Below are 14,838 nucleotides of genomic sequence, written 5' to 3' on the forward strand. Positions count from 1 at the left end.
GCCCAGGCTGCCTTTTTTACGCTGAAAGCGAATTAACGACGTACTGCAATCGCTTCAATTTCAATTTTCACGTCTTTCGGCAGACGCGCCACTTCAACGCAAGAGCGCGCCGGGAAGGTGGCATTGTGTTCGGTGAAGAATGCTTCGTAGGTCGCGTTTACGGTCGCGAAATCGTTCAGGTCTTTCACGAATACCGTGGTCTTCACGATATCGCCCACTTTCAGACCTGCGGATTCAACGATAGCCTGCACGTTTTCCAGTGACTGACGAGCCTGTGCTGCTACGTCTTCCGGCACGGCGCCGGTTTTCGGGTTAACCGGGATCTGGCCTGAGGTAATAATCATGCTACCCAGATCAACGCCCTGAACGTATGGGCCGATAGCCGCTGGTGCATTTTCCGTCGCGAGTACTTTGGTCATGATTTCTCCAGAATAACAGCTGATTTAAGAGTCCCGGCCATTATAACAGCCGGGATTTCATTACCAACCTCAATTAGTTGGCCAGCACCACATAATGAGAAAACTCTTTTTCGCAGTATTTGCATTTGAGTGCGATGTCATCGGCGCGTTTTTTCACTGCAAAGCTGGAGGAAACCGGCTCAGCATGGCTGATGCAGTTGCTGTTCGGGCAGACCAGCACGCTTTCAATACGATCCGGCAGGCTTGGGCGTGATTTGCCCACCACGTCATAATCGTCGATACGGTTAACGGTGGCGTCCGGTGCGTACAGCGACAGCTGGTTTACCTGCTCGTCGGTCAGGAACGTATTCTCAATTTTGATCAGATCCTTGCGGCCCATTTCGCCAGACGGCAGGTTCAGGCCGATGGTGATGCGCTGGTCAGTTTCGGTCAGTTTGAACAGGGTCAGCAGCTTAAAACCTACCTGCGCAGGGATGTGGTCAATCACGGTGCCACGTTTGATGGCTTCAACCTGAAGTTTGTTATCGTGTGTCATTGTCATTTCCCCTTACAGAGCTAATTCGCGATTCAGAACCAGTGCCAGTAACGCCTGGCGAGCGAAGATGCCGTTCCCGGCCTGCTGGAAGTACCAGGCGTGTGGCGTCTTATCAACGTCTGTGGTGATCTCATCGATACGCGGCAGCGGATGCAGCACCTTCATGTTGTCGCGCGCGCCCTCAAGGTCGCTGGCGCGCAGCACAAACTGGGCCTTCACGTTGGCGTATTCAGAGGGATCCAGGCGCTCTTTCTGCACGCGGGTCATATACAGAATATCCACGCTGTTCATCACCTCTTCGATGCTGGCGTGCAGGCTCCACTGGATGCCTTTTTCGTCCAGCATATCGAGGATGTACTGCGGCATTGCCAGCGCGTCCGGGGCGATAAAGTAGAAGCGGTTGCCGTTAAATTTCGCCAGCGCCTGGGTCAGGGAGTGGACGGTACGGCCATATTTCAGGTCACCGACCATGGCGATGTTCAGGTTTTCCAGGCTGCCCTGGGTTTCCTGAATGGTGAACAGATCCAGCAGCGTTTGCGTCGGGTGCTGGTTCGCGCCATCCCCGGCGTTCAGTACCGGAATGCCACCGGAAAACTCGGTCGCCAGACGGGCGGCGCCTTCCTGCGGATGACGCATCACGATGGCGTCAACGTAGGTGCTGATAACTGAAATCGTGTCCGCCAGCGTTTCGCCTTTTTTACCCAGCGACGTGTTGCTGCTGTCTGAGAAGCCCACCACGCTTGCGCCCAGGCGGTGCATGGAGGTTTCAAAGGAGAGGCGCGTACGGGTAGAGGCTTCGAAGAAGCAGCTCGCAATGACTTTGTGTTTAAGCAGCTCCGGTTGCGGATTCGCCTTCAGTTTTGCCGCGGTTTCCAGAACCAGTTCCAGCTCTTCGCGGCTGAGGTCGTTTATGGAAATGATGTGTTTTTGATAAAGCGGATTCATGTTTATCTCCTGACGCCGGGCAAAAAAAAGCCCCTCAAATGAGGGGCTCTGGGAATAGGTTTAGCAACGGGAAGAAAAACGGCAGGCCAGCGTCTGATTTCAGACGCGGTAAGACGTTATGTCGTACACGCTTGACCATGCTTCCTCCCGGCAAATTGTCGGGCATTATACGCAGCTCGCTTTTCGGATCAAGCGATTTAATGCACACTTTACTCAATGCAAACGGTTCTTTGTGAATATTAATTCGTTCTGAGTAAATAATTAATTTGTTTGTGCACCAGGGCAGTGCGCTTCACCACGCGCGGCGCAACCCAGACAATACTGCTTCCGGCAACCACGCCTAAAATTTCCGGTAACTGGTGATAATCCAGAATACGCGCCACCGCGCGGCCATATCCGGCAACGGTGTGGATAAGGATAAATTCGCTATTATGCTCCACGCTGACCACCATTTCGGAAACCGTACGAGCAGCATCGGGTGCCGGGCGTAACTGGTGATTCAACGAATAAATCTTTAGCCCTTTGGCATTTCGAATTTTTATGACTCCGAGCAACTTGAGCAGGCGTGAAACGGTGGACTGACTGATGCTGTCAAACCCCCGCTCCTGTAAGTCGCGGCGAATCTCTTCCTGGGAGAGATAACTCTTTTCGGTAATCAGACGCTGACACACCGTCAGCTGTAGCTGTTCCTTTGGAGAGTAATCACCATATTCCGTCATAACTTAATCCCATGTAATTGGCTGAAACAAAATGCCCGGTGCGCTTCGCTTACCGGGCCTACAACGTCAAAAGATCACAACAACGCCCCGAGGCTCAACGCCACCATAATCACCACCGTCAGGATCGCCAGCAAAGGGGCAACCCACTTCAGGTAACGCACGTAAGGGACGCGGGCGATCGCCAGCCCGCCCATCACGACGGCAGAGGTCGGCGTGACCAGGTTAACGATGCCGGAAGCCGACTGATACGCCGTCACCACCAGGTCGCGGTTGACGTTAGCGAAATCGGCAAGCGGTGCCATGATCGGCATCGTCAGAACGGCCAGGCCGGATGAAGAAGGCACAAGAAACGACAACACCACCTCCAGCCAGTACATCACGTTGATAAATGCGACGGTCGGTAACCCGCTCACCAGCCCTTCAGCGCTGTGCAAAATGGTGTGGGTAATCATGCCCTTATCCATTATCACTACGATACCGCGCGCAATGCCGATAATCAGCGCGACACCCAGCAAATCCCGCGCGCCGTTGATAAAGGTTGAGGTAAGTTCTTCTTCGCTCATGCGGGCGATAAGCCCGACGATGATCGCGCTGGCGAGGAACACCGCGGAGATCTCCGCCATCCACCAGCCCAGCACCGCCACGCCGTAAATCATCACCGCGAAGGCGAGGGCGAAAATCACCAGGATGATTTTGCGCACCGGGGTAAATTCCAGCGACTGTTCGCCTTTGTTACCGAGGAAATGGGCGAGGTTCTCTTCCTGCTTGTCTGCAACGATTGAGAGAGACGGGTCTTTGCGCACTTTACGGGCGTAACGCATCACCCACGCCACGCAGATGACCCAGCCAATCACCAGCAGCGCCACGCGCAGGGCGATGCCGTTGGTGAAGGGGATCCCGGCGGCGTTGGCGGCGATCACCGTGGCAAATGGGTGGATGGTGGAGCCGAGCGTGCCGATCCCCGCGCCAAGCAGCACGGTAGAGGCCGCCACCACCGGGTCAAAACGGGCAGCCAGCATCACCGGCACCAGCAGCGTGTAAAACGGCAGAGATTCTTCGGCCATGCCGTAAATGGTGCCGCCAGCGGCAAACAGCGCCATCAGGATCGGGATCATCCACTCTTCTCGACCGCGCAGGCGGGTGGTGACACGCTCGATCCCGGCGTCAATGGCTCCGGTTTTAGTGACGATCCCGAGAAATCCCCCGATGATCAGAATGAACAATGCCACGTCGATCGCACCCGCCTGGCCAGACTCGGGATCGTACAGCCCGGCGATAGGGGCCATCAGCACCGAAATAATGCCCTGCGGATGGGCGGCAACGTGGGCGTAAGTCCCGGCAATGGGCACTTCTTTGCCGAGGGCCGCATTCATTGCCATCTGGTACTGACCGGCCGGGACAATCCAGCTCAGCGCGGCCACAACGGCAATCAGAAAGAAGAGAATGGTGTAAGCAGAGGGAAACCTGAATTTGCCCATGATGTTCTCCTGAAACCCGGCGCACCCCGTGGTACGCCGGGCGGTGATTAGTCGCCGAGTGTCGCCACCATGACCGCTTTAATGGTGTGCATCCGGTTTTCGGCTTCGTCGAAGACAATAGAATTGGGGGATTCGAAGACCTCTTCCGTCACTTCCAGCCCTTTCAGGCCGTAGGCCATTTCGATTTCGCGACCCACTTTGGTGTGCTCGTTATGGAACGCAGGCAGGCAGTGCATGAACTTAACGTTCGGGTTGCCGGTGGCTTTCATCACCTTCGCGTTGATCTGATACGGCGTCATCAGGCTGACGCGCTCGGCCCAGGCTTCCTTCGGCTCGCCCATCGATACCCACACGTCGGTGTAGAGGAAATCGGTGCCGTGAACGCCTTCTTCTACGTCGTCAGTCAGGGTGATGCGTGCGCCCGTTTCTTTGGCGATGGCGCGACACTGCTCAACCAGCCCGGCTTCTGGCCAGAAGGATTTCGGCGCCACAAGACGGATATCCATCCCCATTTTGGCCGCGCCCACCATCAGTGAATTGCCCATGTTGTTGCGCGCATCGCCCAGGTAGGCAAAGCTCAGCTCCGGCAGAGTTTTGCCCGGCGCGTGCTCAAGCATGGTCATCAGGTCGGCAAGAATTTGGGTCGGGTGGAATTCATCGGTCAGGCCGTTCCAGACCGGCACGCCCGCGTATTCGCCCAGCTCCTCAACAATCGCCTGGCCGTAACCGCGGTACTCGATGCCGTCGTACATACGGCCCAGCACGCGGGCGGTGTCTTTCATCGACTCTTTATGGCCAATCTGCGAACCGCTTGGGCCGAGATAGGTCACCTGCGCGCCCTGGTCGAACGCGCCCACTTCAAAGGCGCAGCGCGTGCGGGTGGAGGTTTTTTCAAAAATCAGGGCGATGTTTTTGCCGACCAGAGTCTGCTTTTCGCGCCCGGCTTTTTTGGCGGCCTTCAGGTCAATGGCGAGGTCGATCAGGTACTGGATCTCTGCCGGGGTGTAGTCCAGCAGTTTGAGAAAATTGCGGTTTTTCAGGTTGATGGTCATGGGTAAATCCTTTTTAAATTAGTTACGAATCAACGTGCCTTTCTCACCCGCGAGGATCTCCGCGCCATCGGCCAGCGCGCCAATCCCGGCAATGCCGTTGCAGGTTTCAACAAACTCGCGGCAGGCGGCCACTTTCGGCCCCATCGAGCCGGCGTCGAACTGCATGTCTCTGAGCAGTGCCGGCGTGACCTGTGCCAGCGGGCGCTGGGTGGGTTTGCCCCAGTCGAGATACACCGCATCGGCATCGGTCAGGATCAGCAGGGCATCGGCCTCTATCTGGCGTGCCAGCAGCGCAGCGGACAGATCTTTGTCGATCACCGCTTCAATGCCGTGGTAGCCGTTGGCGTTTTCCACCACCGGAACCCCGCCGCCACCGTTACAAATCACCAGGTGGTCGCGCTGGATAAGCGCGGTAATGGCATCGCTCTCAACAATGCGTTTCGGCTGCGGGGAAGGCACCACGCGGCGGAAGTAGCGGCCATCGGCCTTAAACACCCAGCCTTTTTCCGCTGCCAGCGCGCTGGCCTGTTCTTCGCTGTAGACCGGGCCGATGTACTTGGTCGGGTGAGTAAACGCCGGGTCGGCAGCATCCACTTCCACCTGGGTGAGCAGCACGCTTACCTCGCTCTGGGGCAGGTTGTTTTTCAGCGCCTGCTGAAGCATGTAGCCGATCATCCCCTGACTTTCGGCGCCGAGGATGTCGAGCGGGTAAGGCGTGACTTTGTCATATGCGCTGTTTTGCAGCGCCAGCAGCCCGACCTGCGGTCCGTTCCCGTGTACCAGCACCACGCGCCACTGCTCGGTCAGCCCGGCGATGGTGCGGGCCGCCAGCTCGATGTTCTGGCGCTGGATCTCCGCTTCCAGCGGTTCACCGCGTTTGAGCAACGCGTTACCGCCAAGCGCGACGACCAGAGTGGGTTTTCTTTCCATGATGACTCCTTTAAATTCCGTCGCGTTCCAGCGGGCAGCTCATGCAGCGCGCGCCGCCACGGCCACGCCCCAGTTCGTCGCCAGGGATCGGCAACACGGTGATCCCGGCCTTGTCATACTTCTCATTGGTCCAGATGTTGCGCTCGTAGCCAATCACCACGCCCGGGCGGATGGTCAGCACGTTGTTGGCGTCGTTCCACTGTTCGCGTTCGGCTTCAAAGGCATCGCCACCGGTGGTGATCAGGCGCACGTGGTTAATACCGAGCGCTTTTTCGATGGCGTGGAGCAGATCGGTTTCCTGGGTGCGCAACAGGCCGCCGCGTCCGTCCGGGGTGAGCGTCCAGCACTGGGCGTCTTTGCGCACCACTTCCGGGTAGACGGAGAAGGTGTCCACGTCGATGTGGGTCATGACGGTGTCGAGGTGCATACAGGAGCGGTGTTTTGGCAGCTCAACGGCGATCACGCGTTCGGCCTGGCGGTGTTTGAACAGGCTGTTGGCAAGGAACTCCACGCCCTGCGGGGTGGTGCGTTCGGACATGCCGATTAATACCGCGCCCCGGCCAATGACTAATACATCACCGCCTTCTAATGTTGCGTGGTCGTAATTAATATTCTCGTCACCGAAGTACTTAATAAAATCACCGTCGGCAAAAGCAGGGTGCCAGCGATATATAGCGCGCAGGTTATTGGTTTCACGCTGGCGGGCCGGTTTGGCCATTGGGTTAATCGACACGCCGTTATATATCCAGCAGGAGGTATCGCGGGTAAATAAATGGTTTGGCAGCGGCTTCATAATAAAATCATTTGCCGTGTGGGTATCAACGACCATATTTTTAATTGCTGCCGGAATTTCGCCGTAGGTTAATCCACCGCTTAACCGGCGTGCCAGCTCGCGATGCGGCATATCGGCCAGCCAGCCGCGGACATCACCCGCAAAGGTTGGCCCGAGGCGATAATCAGAAATTTGGGTTTCCAGCAGCCAGGCTTTGGCGTCTGCAATATCAAGGGTTTGTGTCAGAAGGTCGGTTAACAGCAGGACTTCCACACCCTGCTCGCGCAGCGTGTTTGCGAACATATCATGCTCTTCACCCGCACGTTCAACCGATAACACATCATCGAATAATAATTCCTGGCAATTCGAAGGAGTTAAGCGTTTTAAACTTAAATTAGGGCGGTGCAGCATCACACTGCGCAATTGACCAATTTCAGAACCGACGTAATGCTTTTCCATAATTATTCCTTTAACTGTTTTTCAGAATAAAAAGGGCTGGGCCATGCAGTTATTTACATGGCGGATTAGCTCAATTGATTTCACGGCTCATACTAGGCGACTTGATATTTCATATTGTGATGTTGCTCACGCTGAATAGGGTATTTATGCGTTTGTTTTTATTTGCATGATGCGTATCAGATAATGATTAATTAGACATTTTTCAGAGATGAATAACTACGCGCTATTCTTCGGTCTTATTTGTATTTGTTATTAACTTGTAGAATTTAACGCTTTGAAATATTTAGTTATCGCCTTGATTTTAAAGCATTAAATTTCTATGGTGGAATGGCTATGCAAAAACACGCATTAATTATTTTTGACTTAAGGAAAATCAATAAATATTTATTTGTTGATTCCGCAAATTATCAAAATGGTGAAATGTGAGGCAGGAATGGTTTTTGTGATTAGCTCTTTGTAATCAACCGGTTGTGTTTATGCGCGTGAAGCTCTTTTTCTGAGGTTATGCATAACAGCTGCATATTTTCTTGTTGCAGGTTAACAGGTAATTAACAGATTTCCCGATAAACATGCGTTCGCGCAAATCTCTTCTAAAAAGTGGTGGTATGGCAGTGGGAATTCTCGTATAAAAGATAAAATGAAACGATGTTTTATATTAAGGATTAGATCATGATTGTTGGCAACATCCACCATTTACAGTCCTGGCTGCCGCAAGAACTGCGTCAGGCCATTGAACACGTCAAAGCGCATGTCACCGATGCCACCCCGCTCGGCAAGCACGATATTAACGGTAACAACCTGTTTTATCTGGTATCTGAAGACATGACTCAGCCGTTTGCTGAGCGCCGCGCGGAGTATCACGCGCGCTATCTGGATATCCAGATAATCATGAAAGGCCAGGAAGGGATGACCTTCAGTACCCTGCCGCACGGCACGCCAGACACCGACTGGCTGGCGGATAAAGACATCGCATTCCTGCCAGAAGGCGAGCAGGAGAAAACCGTGGTGTTAAGCGAAGGGGATTTTGTGGTGTTTTATCCGGGTGAAGTGCACAAACCGCTGTGCGCCGTGGGAACGCCTGCGCAGGTGCGCAAGGTTGTGGTGAAGATGTTAGTCAGCTGAACCTGTTTTGCACCCTCTCCCTGTGGGAGAGGGCCGGGGTGAGGGCACCAGCCCGCAGAGGACTTAACTGCCAAGCGTCGCCACCATCACCGCCTTAATGGTATGCATCCGGTTTTCCGCCTGGTCGAACACAATACTCGCTGCCGACTCAAACACCTCGTCCGTCACTTCCATTCCGCCGTGCAGGTCGAACTCTTTCGCCATCTGCTTGCCGAGCGTGGTCTGGTCGTCATGGAATGCAGGCAGGCAGTGCAGGAACTTCACGTCCGGGTTGCCGGTCAGGGCCATCATCTGGCTGTTCACCTGATACCCACGCAGCAGCGCAATACGCTCCGCCCACTTCTCTTTTGCCTCGCCCATCGACACCCACACGTCGGTATAGATGAAGTCAGCGCCTTTCACGCCTGCCGCCACATCTTCCGTCAGGGTGATTTTCCCGCCGTTCTTCGTGGCCAGCGCGCTGCACTCTGCCACCAGGCTCTCTTCCGGCCAGCAGGCTTTTGGCGCAACCAGGCGCAGATCCAGCCCGGTCAACGCGGCGGCTTCAAGCATGGAATTACCCATGTTGTTACGCGCATCGCCCGCATACACCAGCGTCATCTCGTTAAACGCTTTGCCTGGCAGATGCTCCTGCATGGTCAGCAGGTCGGCTAACAGCTGGGTCGGGTGGAACTCGTTGGTCAGCCCGTTCCACACCGGCACGCCCGCGTACTGTGCCAGGGTTTCAACCACTTCCTGGCCGTGGCCACGGTACTGAATGCCATCGTACATGCGGCCAAGCACGCGCGCGGTATCTTTAATTGATTCTTTATGCCCAATCTGGCTGCCGCTCGGCCCTAAATACGTGACGCGCGCGCCCTGGTCAAATGCGGCAACTTCGAAAGAGCATCGTGTACGGGTTGAGTCTTTTTCGAAGATGAGCGCGATGTTTTTACCGGTAAGCTTTTGTACTTCCTTGCCATTTTTTTTATCAGCTTTGAGCTGTGCGGCAAGTGTCAGCAGAGAGGTGAATTGTGCAGGGGTAAAATCGAGCAATTTCAGAAAGTGTTTCTTATACAGATCAGACATTTTATCCTCACATGGCGAACGCCACTTATTGAATTAAAATTCACTTTATATGTATGAATATTCATTTGCAACCCCGTTTCACAAATCTTTCTTACAAAGGTGGAGGCAAACACGTCCGTGTGTGAAAATAGAAGTATCTGCCGCACTTTAAAGAGGAATGAGCCATGGCAAACCCGGAACTACTGGAAGAGCAACGCGAAGAGACGCGTCTGATTATTGAGGAACTGCTGGAAGACGGCAGCGATCCGGACGCGCTGTACACCATCGAGCACCATTTCTCTGCCGACGATTTCGAAGCGCTGGAAAAACTGGCGGTTGAAGCCTTCAAACTGGGTTACGAAGTGACCGAGCCAGAAGAGCTGGAAGTGGAAGAGGGCGACACCGTCATCTGCTGCGATATCCTGAGCGAAGGCGCGCTGAAAGCAGAGCTGATTGATGCGCAGGTAGAACAGCTGATGAACCTGGCCGAGAAGTTTGAAGTGGAATACGACGGCTGGGGAACCTACTTCGAAGATCCGAACGGTGAAGACGGCGACGAAGACGACGAAGATTACATCGACGAAGACGACGACGGTGTGCGTCACTGATTGTATTTTGCGGCAGCTTCGGCTGCCGCTTCAGGAACCCGAATGGATTACCCGCAGATACTCGCCCCCGTACTCAACTTCCTCCAGTGCCCGACCCCGCAAGCATGGATTGATAAAGCCCGCGACCCGGCCAACCTGCCGCTGCTACTGACCGACCACATGGTGTGCGAACTCAAAGCCGCACAGACTGCGCTGCTGCTGGTGCGTAAATATGTCGCCGATGAAAGCGGTGCCGACGCGTTGCTCGACTGGCTCAGACCCTACGAAGTGTTTACCTTCCGCGACGGCCCGGAGCCGGACTTTATCGCCCTGCACAAGCAGATTGGCAAAAGCGTGATGCCCAAAACTGACGATCCGTGGGGACAGTTGCTTATCGACAGCATGGTGCTGCTGATAAAAGAAGAGCTGCACCACTTCTGGCAGGTGCGCGAGGCGATGCTGGCGCGCGATATTCCGTACGTCAAAATCACCGCCAGCCGCTACGCCAAAGGGATGCTGAAAGAAGTGCGCACTCACGAACCGCTGACGCTTATCGACAAGCTGATTTGCGGGGCCTATATCGAAGCCCGCTCCTGCGAGCGCTTTGCCGCACTGGCGCCGTTCCTCGACGATGATTTGCAGAAGTTCTACCTGTCGCTGCTGCGCTCGGAAGCACGCCATTATCAGGACTATCTGACCCTTGCCCAGCAGGTGAGCGACAACGATATCTCACCCCGGGTAAAGCTTTTTGGTGAAATTGAAGCCACACTTATCTCGACACCGGACAACGAGTTCCGCTTCCATAGTGGCGTGCCGGTGTAAACCGACACTGCAAAAGGATGCGAGATCGAGATGAAAAAAACGTGGATACGTATTGTCGTGGTGGCTGTAGTGGCGGCCGCTGTAGCGTTCTGGGTCTATTTTGATAAGCAGCGCTTGCAGCAAGATCCGGAACAACAGCTTGATACCACCCTGAACGCCATGCCCGCCTGGCAGGTGCTGAAAGAACAAGAGCCGGCGCTGCAAAAGCGCATTCGCGAGCAGATCCTCACCATGCAGAAGGCGGGTGAATCTGAACAGCACATCATCGATGTGATCCAACCGCAAATCCTCAACCTGCAAATGTCGCGCCTGCAATACGCCCCGGATGCCAACGTGGTGGAGTATATGAAGGCCAATATGGAGCAGACCGCCGCCATCCAGAAGGTGAGTGACGATGCCTGCTTCCGGTTCTTGTACCCGGGCGTGAAGGGCGGTGTGAACCCGATGCGGGTGCTCGATAAGCCGATGATGCAGCGTCGGATGCAGGCCGATGCCGACATGATGCGCGCTGCCTACGGGAAAAACCGCCACACCGTGACACCCGAGGAGCGCGCTGTCGCCGTAGCTGATGTGCGACCCATAATGAAGGAGCTTGCCGACAAATACGGCGAGGCCATCCAGCTGCTGCAAACCCCTGAGCAAGCGGTCGGCAAAGAGAAGCTTTCATGCGATATGGTGCAGGATATGTGGGCGAAGGTGCTGAAGCTGCCAGAGCCAAAGGCGGCTGGCGTGATTCGATTGGCGGTTTCTGAGCTGGATTGATGAGTATGCTGATTTTTTGGGCACTTAGCGTGGGTTTAGCGCGTCGCTGCTTGCATGGCGGCGCGCGACAGGTATAATCCACAACGTTTCCGCATCCCCTTCAGTGCCGAAGTGGCGAAATCGGTAGACGCAGTTGATTCAAAATCAACCGTAGAAATACGTGCCGGTTCGAGTCCGGCCTTCGGCACCAAAAGATGCAAAAGAAGTCGCTTAAGGGCGGCTTTTTTTGTGTCTGGAATCCAAAGATTAACTATCTTTCCGCTATATAACTTTCTCAAGTGCTATGAATTTTAGCGTACATCTACTAACCAATGTTGGTACGGATAATGTCCAACGAGCCCTGATCGGGCTTGGTTAGCGTTGTTCTGAGCTGGGGCAGGGTAGTTATTTTGCGTGTGGTATACAAACCATTCAGCCTTGATGGCTAAATGGTTTGTCAGCGATGCTTCACGATGCTTCACGATGCTTTATGTTCTGCAAGTTCGGAGTTACTGGCATAAGGGACTTTTCCAGAAGGTACAACCTTTGCCGCTGCGATCAAATGTACATCCTGGTCGTCAAAGAAAATGTGTGGCTTAAACGCCTTTAGAACTTTTGTTTTCTCTACACCGCCGAGAAAAAATGCTTCATCGACATATACCCCCCAGCTTCTCAGCGTTTTAATGACGCGCATTTCCGACGGGCTGTTTCTGGCTGTCACCAATGCAATACGGACGGGAGAATACTCAACGCGGGTTGGCAGTCGTTCCTGAAGCTTAGCTATTTTTTTTAACAGAGTGGCATATGGCCCTTCTTCCATAGGAATATCCTGCTGTGCATCCTCCAGAGCGTGAAAAGCGGCCATTCCTTGAGTCTTATAAACCAGTTCGCTTTGATCTGAAAAAAGGACTGCATCACCGTCAAAAGCAATGCGCACTTGCCCTTCCGGGATATCAGATGCGTCAGAAGGCGGATCTTTCAGGATTGCAGCAGCGCAGAATCGGGAATCAATCACCTTTTGCGCATCTTCAATGTTGGTCGTTAAAAACAGATCCACATCAAAAGCATCAAGGTAATCAGCAACGGTTTCTCCTGCAGTAAAGGCTGATCGAGTAATCTCGAGCCTGTCATGGCGAATGGTATTCAGAACGCGGATGCCTGTATCAGGGCTGTTACGCGACATCACAACGACTTCAACCAACGGTGATTGATCACCCGGTTGACGATACTGATTCAGACCCAGAAGAGCTTTAACTAAGGGATAACCTGTTCCAGGCTGTAAAGGCTGGTTTTCGTGTTCCAGCATGTAGGCTCGATACTTTTCAATAGCACTGTCAGGATCGGTTGCATACGTTTCACGAAACATGCGGTCGGATTCGCTCATGTCAAAAAGCGCGGTTGCGCTGATGCCAATAACTAAAGTGTTACTTAAATCTAAAGGCATGGTTACTTTCCTAAACAATTATCGTGTAAGGGCAGTATATATCTTCATCAGCAATGATGAGCAGGTTTCTTGAATGCAAACCGGGAGGAAAGGGTTACGCTGTTTTACTACGAAAAAATCAACCGTGGTAGAGACATGTGAATTGTTTGCCATTTCCGTTTAATTAAAGTTAATCGGCTAGCCTTAATGGGATGGCTGGTTGGTAATTTTTCCCAATGGTATTATCACCAAAAGCAATACATTCACTGATTTTATCGGCAAGAACGAACCACGAATTCTTTCAACAAGTGGATAATTAATAAGATTACTGAGCTCTATGCTCAATTAGTCATGGATGCTATTGTATAAACGGTTGAGTACAAAACACTATTGCCGCTAGTGTAAATCCCCACAGTAGATTCAGATGTATCATCTAACGTAAACTCCAAGGGTACAGGAGAAAGTACCCCTTGTTCTTTATTCATTTCAACCCAAAGAATGACCTTGCAATTGAGTGTTTGTCACTATTCTATTCACGTATCATGTTTTATTTTCTTCAATCTTTTGATATAATTGATCGTTGAAAGAAACACTTTCCGACATAAGATGGTACATCTTATTAATGTACGCACAATAAAACCACATGTTTTTAGAAGGATAAATTTAACTCTATGTTTCTCAGTTATGAGACGATTCTCTACATTACCTATTTTTGTCATTACATTGGCAATTTTCCCACCAATAAAAAAAGACATAGCAATAAACCACATCCATCTATAATGAGGGGCATTTTTACTTAAGGATAATCGAGCTTGTTTTTTCAATAAACCTTGGCGGTACATTAATAATGATGTAATTACACATTCATTGGCGACAGCGAAACGGTCTAACATGCCTGTTTTAAATTTCCCCTCTTGAATGGCATTACAGTACGCTGGAGGGGGAGTTTGGCACCATCGGGAAGGTGGTGGCAATTGTGTTATTGCTTTTGAAAGAGCCTTATTTGGACATAGTTTTTTATTGTAGTTTTGAAATTCCTGTCTGATTTTATCCGGAGATACTTGATTGCCATAGTACTCAGGAATTCGGTAAAAGGCGTCAAGATTTTCAGGCATTACATATTCAATAACAGATGATTTCGTACTGGCAATATTTTCTAGCGTTTCTTGAATGTACGATGCCCACTGACAAGATGACATTTTGGAAAGCCCGCTATTGTCACACATGCGGCTGTAGTCTTTCACCTGAACAAGAAGATATTTGGCTGCATCATTAATATCTGTAATTGTTTTCTCATATGCTGTTTTACCGACAGCTACCTCTCTGTCTGATACCCAGAAAATACCGTTACCAACCGCTGTTAAGATGAGGAAAATATCTGTCCACTGTCTAAATTTCTCTCCTGTAGCAAAAACATCACTAATGATTATTGCCAATATCCATCCGCACAATAGTCCTATGAAACTCAGACTTGCGAGTCCAGCTGCGTTACCCGTTACACCTGTCCCCCCTATTGCATAGGTCAATGGCAACCACTGAATAGCAGGAAGAAGGTGACAGAATGATAGTAGTCCTGGGGTTATAAGAAGCACAAAGGAAATGATGAGCCCCTTTTTTCTGGCAAGTATCCATGAGCTCAAGAAAACGAAGGGTAATAATAAAATAAAGAGCTCAAGAAAACCGCCTCCTAAGACAACTGCAACTTTATTGGGAGACCAGTAGCTGCTCAAAAGAGCACCTTGTGCGTTCGTTTCTACAAAGTTGGTACTAATCACTCCCATCCCATC

At 52.2% G+C, this 14,838-nt stretch carries 17 protein-coding genes, 1 tRNA gene and 1 pseudogene; 6 read left to right on the forward strand and 13 right to left on the reverse strand.

Annotation, left to right across the window (positions count from 1 at the left end):
- Positions 1 to 32 precede the first annotated feature (32 nt).
- From ridA to N1249_RS02365, 4 genes are all read right to left on the reverse strand, one after another.
- Positions 33 to 419, reverse strand: coding sequence for a 2-iminobutanoate/2-iminopropanoate deaminase (gene ridA / locus N1249_RS02350; protein ID WP_014068687.1), 387 nt, complete (start codon positions 417 to 419; stop codon positions 33 to 35).
- A gap of 73 nt (positions 420 to 492) precedes the next feature.
- Positions 493 to 954, reverse strand: coding sequence for an aspartate carbamoyltransferase regulatory subunit (pyrI, locus tag N1249_RS02355; protein WP_221551556.1), 462 nt, complete (start codon positions 952 to 954; stop codon positions 493 to 495).
- Positions 955 to 966: 12 nt separating this feature from the next.
- Entirely contained in the window at positions 967 to 1,899 is a 933-nt protein-coding gene (pyrB, locus tag N1249_RS02360) for an aspartate carbamoyltransferase (RefSeq protein WP_014068689.1), read from the reverse strand.
- A gap of 34 nt (positions 1,900 to 1,933) precedes the next feature.
- Positions 1,934 to 2,038: a pyrBI operon leader peptide gene (locus N1249_RS02365; protein WP_022646880.1), complete on the reverse strand. Its 105-nt coding sequence runs from the start codon at positions 2,036 to 2,038 to the stop codon at positions 1,934 to 1,936.
- On the opposite strand from N1249_RS02365, the pseudogene N1249_RS02370 reads away from it, so the two are divergent.
- Positions 2,018 to 2,135, forward strand: a pseudogene (locus N1249_RS02370) (hypothetical protein). The gene N1249_RS02365 and the pseudogene N1249_RS02370 sit on opposite strands and share 21 nt — an antisense overlap.
- A 3-nt stretch (positions 2,136 to 2,138) precedes the next feature.
- Here N1249_RS02370 and N1249_RS02375 read toward each other — a convergent pair.
- From N1249_RS02375 to arcA, 5 genes are all read right to left on the reverse strand, one after another.
- A complete protein-coding gene (locus N1249_RS02375) occupies positions 2,139 to 2,618 on the reverse strand; it encodes an arginine repressor (RefSeq protein WP_014068690.1) in 480 nt (159 codons plus the stop codon).
- Between the two features lie 74 nt (positions 2,619 to 2,692).
- Positions 2,693 to 4,096, reverse strand: a complete 1,404-nt coding sequence (locus tag N1249_RS02380; protein ID WP_259834221.1) for a YfcC family protein — start codon at positions 4,094 to 4,096, stop codon at positions 2,693 to 2,695.
- A 47-nt stretch (positions 4,097 to 4,143) separates the two neighbouring features.
- Entirely contained in the window at positions 4,144 to 5,148 is a 1,005-nt protein-coding gene (gene argF / locus N1249_RS02385) for an ornithine carbamoyltransferase (protein WP_259834224.1), read from the reverse strand.
- A gap of 18 nt (positions 5,149 to 5,166) precedes the next feature.
- Positions 5,167 to 6,078 (reverse strand): carbamate kinase, encoded by a 912-nt coding sequence (gene arcC / locus N1249_RS02390; protein WP_259834227.1) that lies wholly within the window; start codon positions 6,076 to 6,078, stop codon positions 5,167 to 5,169.
- A 10-nt stretch (positions 6,079 to 6,088) separates the two neighbouring features.
- Positions 6,089 to 7,309 (reverse strand): arginine deiminase, encoded by a 1,221-nt coding sequence (gene arcA / locus N1249_RS02395; RefSeq protein ID WP_259834229.1) that lies wholly within the window; start codon positions 7,307 to 7,309, stop codon positions 6,089 to 6,091.
- Between the two features lie 669 nt (positions 7,310 to 7,978).
- On the opposite strand from arcA, the gene N1249_RS02400 reads away from it, so the two are divergent.
- Positions 7,979 to 8,431, forward strand: a complete 453-nt coding sequence (locus N1249_RS02400; RefSeq protein ID WP_259834231.1) for a YhcH/YjgK/YiaL family protein — start codon at positions 7,979 to 7,981, stop codon at positions 8,429 to 8,431.
- A 63-nt stretch (positions 8,432 to 8,494) separates the two neighbouring features.
- On the opposite strand, the gene argF (N1249_RS02405) is transcribed toward N1249_RS02400, so the two are convergent.
- Complete coding sequence (argF, locus tag N1249_RS02405) at positions 8,495 to 9,499, reverse strand: ornithine carbamoyltransferase (protein WP_217188094.1); 1,005 nt, start codon at positions 9,497 to 9,499, stop codon at positions 8,495 to 8,497.
- Entirely contained in the window at positions 9,469 to 9,564 is a 96-nt protein-coding gene (argL, locus tag N1249_RS02410; RefSeq protein WP_217188093.1) for a putative translational regulatory protein ArgL, read from the reverse strand. Before argL ends, argF (N1249_RS02405) begins: the two co-directional genes overlap by 31 nt.
- A gap of 99 nt (positions 9,565 to 9,663) precedes the next feature.
- Between argL and rraB the strand changes: the two genes are divergently transcribed.
- From rraB to N1249_RS02430, 4 genes are all read left to right on the forward strand, one after another.
- Positions 9,664 to 10,086: a ribonuclease E inhibitor RraB gene (rraB, locus tag N1249_RS02415; RefSeq protein WP_014068697.1), complete on the forward strand. Its 423-nt coding sequence runs from the start codon at positions 9,664 to 9,666 to the stop codon at positions 10,084 to 10,086.
- A gap of 42 nt (positions 10,087 to 10,128) precedes the next feature.
- Positions 10,129 to 10,887, forward strand: a complete 759-nt coding sequence (gene miaE, locus N1249_RS02420; protein WP_259834232.1) for a tRNA isopentenyl-2-thiomethyl-A-37 hydroxylase MiaE — start codon at positions 10,129 to 10,131, stop codon at positions 10,885 to 10,887.
- 30 nt (positions 10,888 to 10,917) lie between these two features.
- Positions 10,918 to 11,649: a topoisomerase II gene (locus N1249_RS02425; RefSeq protein ID WP_259834233.1), complete on the forward strand. Its 732-nt coding sequence runs from the start codon at positions 10,918 to 10,920 to the stop codon at positions 11,647 to 11,649.
- Between the two features lie 105 nt (positions 11,650 to 11,754).
- Positions 11,755 to 11,839, forward strand: a tRNA-Leu gene (locus N1249_RS02430).
- A 267-nt stretch (positions 11,840 to 12,106) separates the two neighbouring features.
- Here the strand turns inward: N1249_RS02430 and N1249_RS02435 are convergent.
- A complete protein-coding gene (locus N1249_RS02435; RefSeq protein ID WP_259834235.1) occupies positions 12,107 to 13,072 on the reverse strand; it encodes a 5'-nucleotidase in 966 nt (321 codons plus the stop codon).
- Positions 13,073 to 13,584: 512 nt separating this feature from the next.
- Positions 13,585 to 14,832 (reverse strand): hypothetical protein, encoded by a 1,248-nt coding sequence (locus tag N1249_RS02440; protein ID WP_259837970.1) that lies wholly within the window; start codon positions 14,830 to 14,832, stop codon positions 13,585 to 13,587.
- Positions 14,833 to 14,838: the final 6 nt, after the last annotated feature.

It is taken from the genome of Enterobacter sp. CP102 (assembly GCF_025152625.1).
Classification (GTDB): Bacteria; Pseudomonadota; Gammaproteobacteria; order Enterobacterales; family Enterobacteriaceae; genus Enterobacter; species Enterobacter soli.